Below are 12,837 nucleotides of genomic sequence, written 5' to 3'. Positions count from 1 at the left end.
CTCTACTCTAATAAATTTTCTAAACCATAGACGAGTACTTGTAAAGATAGAACTTTCTCAACGGAAAGTTTCACACCTGTCATAAACGATTCTCGATTAATTGAATCATGTTTAATCGTTAACGTTTCGCCAGTTGACCCAAACATAACCTCTTGATGAGCAACTAGACCAGGTAAACGAACACTATGAATTTTCATACCATCTACATCGGCACCACGTGCTCCTTCTAGCGTCTCCTGTTCATCTGGATGTCCTTGCTTCTTTTGATCACGAACCTCTTGAATGAGTTCGGAGGTTTTTACAGCGGTGCCACTAGGTGCATCCAATTTATTATCATGGTGACGTTCTATGATTTCGACATCCGGGAAGTATTTAGCAGCCCATTTAGAAAATTGCATCATTAGAACAGCACCAATAGCAAAGTTAGGTGCAATCACAACACCTAGTTGCTTATCTTCAGCCATTTGCTCTACCTCAGATAATTGCTCTTTCGTAAATCCTGTTGTTCCTACTACTGGCCTTACTCCGTATTCTAAAGCAAGACGAGTATGCTTGTACCCAAATTCCGGAGTCGTTAAATCAACCAAAACGTCAGCTTCTACCTCTTGAAAGCATTGCTCTATATCCTCATAGATCGGTGCATCAAGATTTGGTAGATACTCTATGTCTTTAACAGCTAATCCTCCATTTTTATGATCCACACAAGCCACTAATTCAAAATGGTCTTGCTTCTCAATCATCCGAAGTGCTTCACTCCCCATTTTACCTCTTGGTCCTGCTACAATGATTTTTGTATTACTCATTTGAATCTGCCTCCTCTAATCATATCCATCGTTTATTCTATATCTCTTTGCAAACTTACCCTTACATGTTTTAAACTCTCTCAAACCATCTGAAATTAAGACAGGTAAAAACAATTCATTTTTAATCAACCTATTTAATAGCGCTTTAATCTTATACGGATTTTTAAGGTTTCACCTATAGTATTAGTTTGTTTCACTAGCTAATCCTCTATCTATCATTAAGGTCAACACTCTTAGTATCTACGTTAAGATTGTGTTTTTAATTATGTAACAAACTTTTTCAGCTTAGGATTAAGTCAAATAGGTAGTTCCATTTCATCATTTTATTAGTAAGCTTGTTATCAATCTCCCTTCATGTTAGCTAAAAGGGGCTTGTTTGACAAATTTTTTGCTACATTAAAAGTATTCATTGCTCCTCATTCACTAATTTGTCTATAATAAATGGAGTGATGAGATAAGAATTAAAAAGGGGGAATCTATTTGTTCGGAATTAAATTAAAAAATATCTTCTTCATACTTATAGGATCAGCTATATTTGGATTTGGAATTGTACACTTTAATATACAAAATAATCTAGCCGAGGGCGGATTTACTGGAATTATACTTATACTAGACCATTTTGGACTTAATATATCCATCATGAACCTTGCTTTAAATATACCTGTTTTCATTATAGGCTGGAAGCTATTAGGTAGAAGCACACTCATTTACTCTATTATTGGAACATTTGCTGTTTCCTTTTTCCTATGGATATTCCAAGTATATATGATTGAAATCGACTTACGAAACGATATGACATTAGCATCTCTATTTGCTGGTGTGTTCATAGGAATAGGACTTGGAATTATTTTTCGTAGTGGAGGAACTACTGGTGGCGTAGATATCATCGCAAGACTTGTAAATAAATACTTCGGAGTCAGTATGGGACGGACAATGTTTTTATTTGATACAGCCGTCATCGCAGCTGCTGTCATCTTTTATCTTGACCATATTGAAGGGATGTACACATTAGTTGCCGTTTTCGTGGGAGCTAGAGTTATTGACTTCATCGTAGAAGGAGCCTATGCAGCCCGCGGAGCCACTATTATTTCGCATGAAAGTCAGGCTATCTCTGCTAAGATTATGAAAGAGATGGATAGAGGTGTTACGGTTCTTGCTGGAAAAGGTAGTTTTACTGGAGAAAGAAGAGATGTCCTCTATTGTGTTGTTGGACGAAATGAAATTATCAGGTTGAAAAATATTATTAACTCTGTAGACCCCCATGCTTTTGTCGCCGTTACTTCGGTTCACGATGTTTTAGGAGAAGGATTTACGTTAGATGAAAATAAAAATCCAATTGAAAAGTAAAGGACTTTTGTTCCTTTTTTAATAATTTTCAAATGATTGAGTTGACAATCTTACATTAATTGGTATATTTTCATTTAGGTAGGGAATATTTTGAATTTATTCTCAAAAATTAGATAGGAATAGAGAGGGGTCTTGAAATGAAGAAATTACTTCTTACATTAGGTGTATCATCCATCCTTATGGTAGCAGGATGTGGTGGTGAAGAAAGTGGAGACAGTAACGAGAACGAAGAAAATCAAGAATCACAGCAACAGGAAGAAACAACACAAGAAGATGAAGGTTCAACTGAAAACACAGAGAGTACAGATAACGCAGACAATGCAGAAAGTGATCAACAATCAGCTCAGTCTGTTTTAATGGATACTCAACTAAAAATGGCAGAAACCGTACGTTCTCAAAATGCAAAAATAGTAAGCGTTCAATCTGATGTTGCGAAGTTAGAAGGCGGCGAAGATGTTGAAAACCCTGAGGAATTAAAGTCAAGTATTAAGGAAAAAGCAAAAGAAGCTAAAACAGCTGCAGATGAAGCAGTTTCATCTTTAGACTCATTTGAAGTACCTAGTGAGCTTTCCCAAGAGCAAAAAGACACAATGACAAGTGCTATTGAGGATTTGAAGGCTTACTTCAATGAAGCTAAAACTGCGTTGGACAATCCACTAGAAGGCGATTTCTCCAAGGCTGAAGAGAAGTTTAATGCTTTCTCTGAAAAAATGAAGGGACTTTACGAAGAAGTAGACCTAGTCGCACCAGACTTTTATAAAGAGTTTCAATAATTGATTAGACGAGACCATTAGTTAGAAAGAGCTTAGGATAATTCCTAAGCTCTTTTATTTTATTTTTGGATTTATCCTTAATTTAGCCTCATTATCTTGAAGACTTGGAGTCGAGATATTATGGGTGGAGAATTGTTTCCGTTGCTCTTGTAAGAATAAATGTGGCCGTGGAAAAAATCCCGTCCTGCCGGCGTCCCTACACGATGTAGGGTCGTTCGACGTTGTTACACGAGGTGACGGTCTTAGTCGAACCTACCCTTATCATTCTGACGATCTTGCCTACCTCTTTCTTCTGCAGCAGTCTCCTTATCAAATTAAAAAAAGCTATCCACTTAGGATAGCTTTAGATTAATTAATCTTCGTTCATGCCTACGAAAATAAGAACAAAACGTATTAGCTCTAGAAGAGCTACTAGTGCGGATGCTACATAGGTTAATGCAGCTGCGTTTAGCACTTTTTTCGTTTGTTTTTCTTCATTGTTACGAATAACTCCTGAAGAAACAAGGTGATTCATTGCCCTGTTTGAAGCATCGAACTCAACAGGGAGTGTTACGAATTGGAATAGAACTGCAAATGCCATGAAGATAATCCCAATTAATACTAGACCTGATACAGAGAAAAGGACACCTGCAATTAAGATAAAGATAGACATGTTTGATCCTATACTTGCAACAGGTGCTAATGCAGAACGGAATTTCAAAAATGCGTATTCCTCTGAATCCTGAATAGCGTGGCCTACTTCGTGTGCAGCAACAGCTTGTGCTGCCGCAGATGGTTCATGGTAGTTGCCAGAAGATAAGCGAACAACCTTTTTGCGAGGATCATAATGATCCGATAGCATGCCTTTTACTTCTTCTACGGCTACATTATACAGTCCATTTTCATCTAATATTCTTCTGGCTACTTCTGCGCCAGTCATGTTTGATTCATTACGGACTTTCGAATACTTCTTATATGTGCTCTTCACTTTCCATTGAGCCCATATAGGGATGATGAGGAGAATTGCTAAATAAATTAAATAGCCTCCAAATCCACCAAAAATCATTTTTACATTCCTCCATTGGGGTATAAACTACTGTATTATAAGGTCAATTTTAGTCAAAAAAGTTCATTTCGTCAACTATCTCGCTCTCTGGTTCTTACTTCTTTTTCTGATTCACCCCTATATTTTCTCCAACCTACATAAATTAATGTAACAACAATTAATCCTCCAACTGTCCACATTAACCAAATAAATTCAGGCTCTTCCGTTAAGCTCTTCTTTTCTTGTGGTTGAATACCCTCTAACACATTCGCTAAATCTTGAAGTACTTGTACCCTACCTTCACTTGGACGCTCAGCTAGCTCCTGCAATAAAGCATTTTGCTGTAACTCAATTTTCATCCTATCATTTTTCTCTAGAGAAGTGTGCATAGATGGTATAATACTCTCATAAAGCATATATACTTTTTGCAATGATTCATTCGACACAGGGTTTTCACTAGTGATAGTCTGATTAATCATTTCAATGATATGACCTCTCCAAACAACCCAAAGTGGATCCACTTGATTTTGAAGTGCATCTACATACAAGGCCACCGTTAAAGCACGATTATATCTTTCCTGTCTTGTCGCTTCTTCGTCCTCTAATGTGTCTCTTGTTTCACGTAAAAGCATGTTCAAATTATATGGTCCATTTCGAAGATTACCTACCTCTTCTCCAGAGGCTATACGCTCTACTTTCGTAAGAATTGCATCTGCAGCACCAAGCCGGTCTTCTTCAATCAACTGTAAATACAAATAAGTACTGGACTGTAGCTCACTTAAAGAAGATTGAGCTTTGCCTACTTGTCCGGCCATCAAGAAAATTATCATCGCAATACAAAGCACTATTATTCTTCTCTGTTTCTGTTCAAATATCCGTCTCATATTGGTCCCCTCTCACACAAACCTTGTGCTTACAATGTATGAGTCGAATACGGGGATTAGTACAAGCGATTAAAATTTATATGTTTTTTGGATATTTTTTCTGACTGTCAGGAAATAGGCAATAAATAAAGAAATAATGCTTAGCCAAAATGTAAAGTATCCTATTTGATCTATGTATTGATTCAAACTTCCATATTTCGGCATCATGCCAAATACATAATCAATCACATCATTATGTAAAGTCCAAATTGCAGCCACTGCAATATGGCGTATTTTAATACGATAAAATGGGGCATACAATAATCCTTGAATCGCCATTGCTCCATGTGACGCAATTAACATATAACCTAAAGGCGAAAGGTAGCCTGATACTATTAATGTTAATAGATTCATTATTACTGCCCATACTCCATATTTAAATAGCGTTACAATAGCCAAAGCTTCTATGTATGGAACATGTTTACCAAAAATAAAGAAAGCTAAGAAGATGCAAAAAAACAAGCTTGCTGTTGGACTATCAGGTACAAAAATTAAAAAGTGGTCAGGAGTGACAGCAAGCTGTCCTTTATACCACCAATAACCATAAGCCGTACCAAATATATTAATAAATAACAATAGAGCTAGAAACGTCTTCTGTTTTAATATATATCTAATCATACAAACCATCTCCATTCAGAAAAAGAAGCTGGCTTCATAAAGCCAGCTTCTTCTCTCATTGGTAATTCTATACAACAAGAAGTTGTTTTTAGCTTGAAATTAAGGACTGAGATTTTTTAGCTACCATTTGATGGATTAGCAACAAATTCTGTTAGCTTATTAATGTCTTCCTCTGGTTTTCCTTGCATGACTGCAGGCATGCTACCTTGGCCTTTTGTAACAATTTGCTTAATCTCATCTTGAGAAAGCTCATTGTTTACCAGGTTAGGGCCAGCACCTCCGCCTAATTCTTGGCCATGACATGATGCACAGTTCTGTTTAAAGATCTCATAGCCAGCGGCTTCTGTGTTGATGCTTGCACTTTCTCCAGAGCTTCCCTCAGAACTCCCTTCAGAGCTTCCTTCGGATCCGCCTTCAGATCCTTCTTGAGAGCCACTTTCAGATCCGCCTTCAGATCCTCCCTCAGAGCTTCCTTCAGATCCACCTTCAGATCCTCCCTCGGAGCTTCCTTCAGAAGAACCGCCTTCAGAACCACCTTCACCGCCACCAGCAGGGTTTTTAACGAACTCTGATAGTGTTTGGATTTGGTCTTCTGGCTTACCTTTCATAACAGCAGGCATATCACCTTTTCCGTTAACAGCGATATTTTTAATCTCTTCAACAGATAATTCTGTACCAACTAAGGAAGGACCTACTCCTCCACCTAGTTCCTGACCGTGGCAGGAAGCACAATTCTGTTTGAAGATTTCATAGCCTGCAGCTTCTGTATTAATCTCTACATCTTTAGTAATCTTACCTGATTCAGCACGAGCTTCCCAATCAACATGGTCCGCTGCTTCCCAAGTAAGGAATACTGTTGCGGCTAAACCAATTAACATTAGCGCATTCGCTATCGGACGTTGAAATGGACGTCGTCCAGGCCCTGCATCCAAGAATGGTGCGAGCAATAATGCACCAAAGGCTAGTCCAGGAATGATAAATGCACCAAGAACAATATATGGTCCACTAGCGAATTCATATTTTAAGAACTGATAAAGAAACAAGAAGTACCAGTCTGGAAGTGGTATATATCCTGCATCTGTAGGATCTGCCATTTTTTCTAATGGTGATGGCGCTACAACGGTTAATGTTAAGAAACCAATAAGGAAAACAGCACCTACCAACCATTCTTTTAATAAGAAGTTGGGCCAGAACGCTTCTGTTCTACCAGGATATTCAGAATAGTCTTTTGGTATATTCGGTTTCTTTTCTGCCGGTACACGTGAGTCACCAACAAATTTCATACCCTTTCCCCTATGCACAGCGTTCCCTCCTTTATGTGTCTGTATTTTTCAAACGTGTTCTACAATGGTCCAGAAATACCTTGTTTACGAATCATCACAAAGTGAGCTCCCATTAAGCCAAACAATGCGGCAGGTAGGAAGAATACATGAATTGCAAAGAATCGTGTTAAGGTTTGAGCACCTACAATCTCTGGGTCACCAGCAAGTAGGGTTTTAACTTGAGTACCTATTAATGGTGTTTGTTGGGCAATCTCTAAGCCAACCTGTGTAGCAAAGAACGCTTTGTTGTCCCAAGGTAATAGATACCCAGTAAATCCAAGTCCAAGCATAACGAAGAAGATTAATACTCCTACTACCCAGTTTAATTCACGAGGTTTTTTGTATGCGCCTTGGAAGAATACACGCAATGTATGTAAAAATATCATCACGATAACTAGACTCGCACCCCAGTGGTGCATGCCGCGAACAATTTGCCCATATGCTACTTCTTTTTGTAAGTAATAAACCGATTTCCATGCATTCTCAATATCTGGTACGTAATACATGGTTAAGAACATTCCGGACAACACTTGTATAACTGTAATGAAGAATGTCAATCCTCCGAAACAATATACAAATGCAGAAAAGTGATGAGCAGGGTTTACGTGCTCTGGGACTTCGTGATCCGCAATATCACGCCATAAAGGTGTAATATCAACACGTTCATCCACCCAATCATATAGCTTTTGAAGCATGTTTTACACCTCCATATTTGGTACAGCTTCACCTAAGTAAAGCGTTCCATCTTTTACTTTTGTCTTATACGAATCTAACGGAGCTAGTGGTGGTGTACCTGGTACATTTTCTCCATTTTTCTCATACAAGCCACCGTGACATGGACAATAGAATCTGTCTTCATGTCCTTGTCCACCTTCCCAGTTGACAACACAACCGAGGTGTTTACAGATTGGAGATAGAGCAACGATCTCGTCATTCTCCTTTTTATACACCCATGCAGCTTTTGTTACTTCAGAGGTGTACCATGCATCTACTTGTTCAATTTTGAAGTTAAAGCGTTGAGGTTCTTTTGTTAACTTACTAACCTCTGTTACTGCTACAAAATCCCCCTCTTTCTTCGGTTGAAGAACAGGATCAACAGCCATACGAACCATTGGAGCAAGCATTGCTGCACCCATAAATCCGCCTACACCTGTTAATGTGTAGTTTAGAAATTGTCGACGGGATACTTGTTGCTTTCTTTCGCTCATTGTTTTCCCCCCTCTATCCATATAATCCAACGTTTACACGAACGTTCATGGAAAAATATCACACAGTTTACTAGGACATTACTATGATAGCGCAATCTACTTGTCCGGTCAATATTGAGAATGGAATCGCTTCAAGAATTATTCTTGCCAATATGCCATAATTAATTCTGTTACTTGATCAATTTGTGATTGAACATATTTTTGCGCTTCTTCACTTTGTAACGAGTCAACTTGTCCAGCAGGAAGCCAAACTAAAGAACCGTCTAATTTACGTTCTTGTTTCTTCCACTTTGGATCCATAGTAAATAGTAGAATATGGTTAAACCCTTGTGCTTCTGCTTCTTCACACCACTTATTGAGCCTATTCATTTCAAGTTCTATCTCTGCACTTGGCGAATACGTATAGGATGGAGATAAAAAGATCCTGCCTTTAAATTGCTTTTCTATTTCATTTGTAAATACTGTTAAGAATTCATGCTGAAATGCCATGGAAACTAGTTTATCATCTTCAGCATTAAAAGAAACAGGTAAAAGTGGGATGACGCACGTATCAACGTATTCCTTAGAATGAATATACATATTCATGTCTTCTGTGTTCCATTGCATATCCAAAACCCTATCCTTCCATTAACTAATAGTTATTTTCTATTGTACTACAAAATTCTGTGTTGAAAAGAAGTGAACGTGTAACTAGTAAAAAAAAATACACCCCTTCATTATTTATGGGGTGTATTTATACTGTAGCTCTTTTAGTTGAAGGGAGAGTCTCTGGAATTTTTCTTTATCACCTGTGTCTAATGCTTCATCGATTTGTAGCATCAATTGTTCTGTTTGATAGTTTGAGATGGATGTTTGTAGAACTTTTTCGGCTATTTCTTGATCTTTCTCTGTAATAAAATAGTCCTTAGGCATATACGGGTTTTCTTCTAAAACAGCAGCATATTGTGATGATTGGTGACCATTTTTAAAATTCAGCTGAATGTAAACTGCCTCATTTCTGTTTAGTCGAATGTCATGGAAGGATTTCTCGGCGTCTGTTGTCATAATTTGGTCCTTATAAAAACGAAACGGTACTTCTTCCACACAATGAGTTGAAATGATAATCCCACGTGGACAAAAACGAGCCTCTTCTACAAAATGAACATTTTCCATTATCGTGTCATGATTAATCAAATAGTTCAGGATCCAAACACTTTCTCGGCGCTTCAATTGATAATGATTCAAAAACCAACGAACAAATTCTTTCTTATCCTCTACCGATACAGGCGTTTTCACTTCCAGGACCTCCTTTTTTAAAAGAGATGAATCACTACTAGTCGTCATTAGTTTCAAGACGTGACATAAACTCTTGCACTTCTTCATCTGTAGGATCAATTTCCAGATACTTACTTAATACTTGGTGAGCATCGTTTACTCTTGCCTCTTCTACAAGAAAGTAACCGTATTCTTTAAGAAAGTCGCTATCATCTTTAAAGGCATTATATGCTTCTTGATAGTCGTTTAATGCCTCTTTAAAGTATTCTAATTCATTGTTTGCTCTTGCTAACTCCCATTTATATAGAGGTTCTTCTTCCTTCATTTCGATTAAATGTTCTAGTAAATCTTTGATCGCCTCAAAATCTCCATCCTCTTTTAGACGCTCTACTAGAAAGATTGCTGCTTCTTTGTCACCTGGATCTAGTGAGATAGCTTGTCGAATTAGTTGGTAACCTTCTTGTTTATTCTCGATTCGAAACGCGAGTTTACCTGCTTGAACGAACAAGTCTTTATTAAATTCATCTTTTTTCAAGCCTTTATGCGCAGTTTCATATGCTTCCTGTATCAATCCTTCTGACTCCTGTGCTTCTGCTAAAAGTGGGTAGGCAGATTGATAAAATGGATCCTCTTCAATTAGCTTCTTCCAAACACGCATGGCAATGTCTATACGATTTGCTTGATAAGCGGTGAATCCATAACGGAACAATACGTCAGGTGTGTAGTCATCCGTTGCTTGGAAGTAATCAAGAGATTGTTGGAAGTCACCCAAAATAGCATACGCCTCAGCTAATCGTAACGGTATCTCCGTTTCCCCCATCTGCTGATTTCTTCTCATCGCCTTTTCATAATAAGGAATGCATTTTTGATATTCTCCAGTAGAAAATGCTAGCTCACCTAATGCGAAATCTAACACCGGTTCTGCAGGTGATATATTTTTTGCTGCTAATAGCTTTTGCTCTGCAACTTCAAATAATCCTTGTGCTTGATATAAATCAGCAAGTTGGACAAGAGCGCTTAAATATTCATCATCATCTTCTGGAACTTTGTTTAACAAGTCAATAGCCAGTTCATCTTTTTCTTGATCTACATATATTTCAGCTAATAAAAGCGTAATTTCATGTTCTCCAGGGAAGCGCTGGTTCAATTCATGAAGAATCTCTTCAGCATCATCCGTCATGCCCCATTGCAGGAACATTTCAGCAATTGTGAATTTCTCCTCGTCATTTGCTCTTGATAATTCAGTACGTAACCGTTCAATAGCCTGATCTGATTTACCTGAATTCATTAATTGGATTGCTTGTTCTAGGCCTTGCATAATTCCACCCTTTCAATTAATACATAAAATGGTTAGGTATCGAGATCGTTCGATGTTTACCGTATCCACTATAATCATCTAATTCTAATTTAGCTCTTAATATATTACCACGTAAGACTGTAACATATGGAATAGCTTTATGATAAAACATTTGATCAAGAGCTTCAATTTCTTCAGAAGGATGAATGGAATATAAATTATAATCTGCGTCACCTAAATGAATAAATTCGCCTTTAAAGGGGGAAATTCCTGTCACTCGTAAATTTTCAATGGAAAGAGGTTTTTCATCTAAAGGCTTTGGCAATGTACGAACACCAAATTGTTTAGCAATCTTCAACCATTCACTATAGGAAATAGTTTCGCCAGCGATTTGAAATACGGGGACAATCGGAATAAAAGATGGATGTTGTGCTTGAGTAATCCACTGCCAGCTTTTCGAATAAAATTCTTCTTTGTTGCTAACTTCAACTATGATAAAGGGAGCCTTTTGCAGACCAAAGAAGCGAATAACGGAAGCATCCAGTTGAGTAAGAGGGATACGAGGAACAACCATATAATCAATAGCTAAACCTTCTAGTTCATTAATATAGTCAAGATATAACTCTTTCATCTCTCGCTTTGAAGGAATCGGTACTTGTGAAATGATGCAAGTACATCCTTTATAAATAAAACGTCGTACTAAAGGGGTGAGGTAGTCCACCTTATATAACGGAAACTCTATATCTACATACACCTTCCCCGGACTCATCCAGAGCATATCGGTATTCATTTGGAATGTCTGCTTCTTCAACTTCCTCTTTTCGCACCATTTTCCGTCCTTTACTCCAATCGATAAAGTTGACCATTCACCACGAATCATAGTCTGTTTAGAATGAATAGAATATGCCTCCATACCCTTACCTCCTACTTACTACCGTTTGTACAAGGTATGAAGGCATTCCTATAGTTATGTGTACTTTCCTAGTCTTCTAGAATCTGATCAAAATGTGCAAAAAATGACGGGTATGAAATGGAAATGCAATCAGGTTCTTGTAGAGTGATTTCTTCATCCGTTAATAAGGAAGCTATTGCAATCATCATTCCAATACGGTGGTCTTTATAGGAATGGTATTCTCCACCTTTTAATGTAGACGGTTTTCCATTAATGATTAGACCATCCTCTGTTCCTATAATATCAACACCCATACTGTGCAATATATCCACAACAGCCTGGATTCTGTCCGTTTCTTTGTAACGCAAATCTTCTGCATCTTTAATCAAGGTCTTTCCTTCTGCTTGGGAGGCTAATAATGCAATAATAGGGATTTCATCTATGACCCGTGGGATATCCGCACCTGAGATGGTTATACCATTTAACGGACCTCCTTGTACCGTCACATCACCAATTGGTTCATCTCCTATATATCTAGTAATACGCGTTTCGATAGTGGCCCCCATCCGTTTGAGTACATCGATGATTCCGGTACGAGTTGGGTTTAATCCTACATCTTTAACTACAAGGTCACTATCAGCTTTTAACGCTGCTGCGCAGATAAAAAATGCCGCTGAGGATATGTCACCTGGAACTTCTATATCTGTAGCCTCAAGCTGCTGCTGTCCTCTTAAGGAGATAGTGTTGCCTTCTCTACCTATATCGACACCAAACGCAGTTAACATTCTTTCGGTATGGTCTCGAGTTGGTACAGGTTCCACCACTTTTGTAACCCCAGTAGTAAATAAACCAGCTAATAGGATAGATGATTTAATTTGTGCACTATTAATCGGTAGGGTGTATTCTATAGGTTGCACCTCTCCCCCTCTTACACTCATAGGAAGAAGACGACCTTGCTGATTACCATCAAAAGTTGCTCCCATTTTACTAAGAGGAATCGTCACTCTGTCCATTGGACGAACAGATAATGACTCATCTCCATACAAACAATAATGGTGGGGTGTTCCTGCTAATATACCTAACAATAAGCGCGTTGTTGTACCAGAGTTGCCAAGGTTAATAGGTTGGGAGGACTCTTCTAATCCATATAACCCTTTACCATGGACAGTTATCTCGCTATCATTTTGTATAATATGAATCCCCATCGCTTGAAAAGCAGAAATCGTAGTTAAGCAATCCTCACCCGTTAAAAAATTATTAATAGTACTTGTTCCATTGGATAATGCCGCTAACATAATGGATCGATGAGAAATAGATTTATCTCCTGGTACCGTAATCATACCCTTCACAGCATTTGTTCTTCTTGATATGGTCAT

Annotated in this window: 13 protein-coding genes and 2 pseudogenes; 2 read left to right on the top strand and 13 right to left on the bottom strand. The window is 38.0% G+C overall.

The window, feature by feature from the left end; genetic code table 11:
- Positions 1-2 precede the first annotated feature (2 nt).
- Positions 3-803: a 4-hydroxy-tetrahydrodipicolinate reductase gene (gene dapB, locus N782_RS08740; protein WP_036818582.1), complete on the bottom strand. Its 801-nt coding sequence runs from the start codon at positions 801-803 to the stop codon at positions 3-5.
- Between the two features lie 480 nt (positions 804-1,283).
- On the opposite strand from dapB, the gene N782_RS08735 reads away from it, so the two are divergent.
- Both N782_RS08735 and N782_RS08730 read left to right on the top strand, forming a co-directional pair.
- Positions 1,284-2,150 (top strand): YitT family protein, encoded by an 867-nt coding sequence (locus N782_RS08735; RefSeq protein WP_036818580.1) that lies wholly within the window; start codon positions 1,284-1,286, stop codon positions 2,148-2,150.
- A gap of 137 nt (positions 2,151-2,287) precedes the next feature.
- Complete coding sequence (locus N782_RS08730) at positions 2,288-2,923, top strand: hypothetical protein (RefSeq protein WP_036818578.1); 636 nt, start codon at positions 2,288-2,290, stop codon at positions 2,921-2,923.
- Positions 2,924-3,275: 352 nt separating this feature from the next.
- On the opposite strand, the gene N782_RS08725 is transcribed toward N782_RS08730, so the two are convergent.
- The 12 genes and pseudogenes from N782_RS08725 to aroA form a co-directional block, all read right to left on the bottom strand.
- Positions 3,276-3,968, bottom strand: a complete 693-nt coding sequence (locus N782_RS08725) for a zinc metallopeptidase (protein ID WP_036818575.1) — start codon at positions 3,966-3,968, stop codon at positions 3,276-3,278.
- A gap of 71 nt (positions 3,969-4,039) precedes the next feature.
- Entirely contained in the window at positions 4,040-4,831 is a 792-nt protein-coding gene (locus N782_RS08720; protein ID WP_036818573.1) for a sporulation protein YpjB, read from the bottom strand.
- Positions 4,832-4,900: 69 nt separating this feature from the next.
- On the bottom strand, positions 4,901-5,488 hold the full coding sequence (lhaT, locus tag N782_RS08715; protein ID WP_036818571.1) for a lipoprotein heptaprenylglyceryl N-acetyltransferase LhaT: 588 nt from the start codon (positions 5,486-5,488) through the stop codon (positions 4,901-4,903).
- Positions 5,489-5,604: 116 nt separating this feature from the next.
- Positions 5,605-5,820, bottom strand: a pseudogene (locus N782_RS22185) (c-type cytochrome); the annotation flags it as partial.
- A gap of 210 nt (positions 5,821-6,030) precedes the next feature.
- Positions 6,031-6,789 (bottom strand): annotated as a pseudogene (locus N782_RS21955) (menaquinol-cytochrome c reductase cytochrome b/c subunit); the annotation flags it as partial.
- Positions 6,790-6,830: 41 nt separating this feature from the next.
- Positions 6,831-7,505: a menaquinol-cytochrome c reductase cytochrome b subunit gene (gene qcrB / locus N782_RS08700; RefSeq protein ID WP_036818569.1), complete on the bottom strand. Its 675-nt coding sequence runs from the start codon at positions 7,503-7,505 to the stop codon at positions 6,831-6,833.
- A 3-nt stretch (positions 7,506-7,508) separates the two neighbouring features.
- Positions 7,509-8,018, bottom strand: coding sequence for a Rieske (2Fe-2S) protein (locus N782_RS08695; RefSeq protein WP_036818567.1), 510 nt, complete (start codon positions 8,016-8,018; stop codon positions 7,509-7,511).
- 138 nt (positions 8,019-8,156) lie between these two features.
- Positions 8,157-8,624, bottom strand: a complete 468-nt coding sequence (locus tag N782_RS08690; protein WP_036818631.1) for a YpiF family protein — start codon at positions 8,622-8,624, stop codon at positions 8,157-8,159.
- A 114-nt stretch (positions 8,625-8,738) separates the two neighbouring features.
- A complete protein-coding gene (locus N782_RS08685) occupies positions 8,739-9,293 on the bottom strand; it encodes a ReoY family proteolytic degradation factor (protein ID WP_036818564.1) in 555 nt (184 codons plus the stop codon).
- Between the two features lie 37 nt (positions 9,294-9,330).
- Positions 9,331-10,590 carry a tetratricopeptide repeat protein gene (locus N782_RS08680; RefSeq protein ID WP_036818562.1) on the bottom strand — a complete coding sequence of 420 codons (1,260 nt, stop codon included), beginning with the start codon at positions 10,588-10,590 and terminating at the stop codon, positions 9,331-9,333.
- Between the two features lie 16 nt (positions 10,591-10,606).
- Entirely contained in the window at positions 10,607-11,482 is an 876-nt protein-coding gene (locus tag N782_RS08675) for a hypothetical protein (protein ID WP_036818560.1), read from the bottom strand.
- Positions 11,483-11,550: 68 nt separating this feature from the next.
- On the bottom strand, positions 11,551-12,837 hold the full coding sequence (aroA, locus tag N782_RS08670) for a 3-phosphoshikimate 1-carboxyvinyltransferase (protein ID WP_036818629.1): 1,287 nt from the start codon (positions 12,835-12,837) through the stop codon (positions 11,551-11,553).

The sequence above is a fragment of the Pontibacillus yanchengensis Y32 genome, from assembly GCF_000770635.1.
Lineage (GTDB): Bacteria > Bacillota > Bacilli > Bacillales > BH030062 > Pontibacillus > Pontibacillus yanchengensis.
This window is presented reverse-complemented; position numbering and strand designations above follow the sequence as displayed.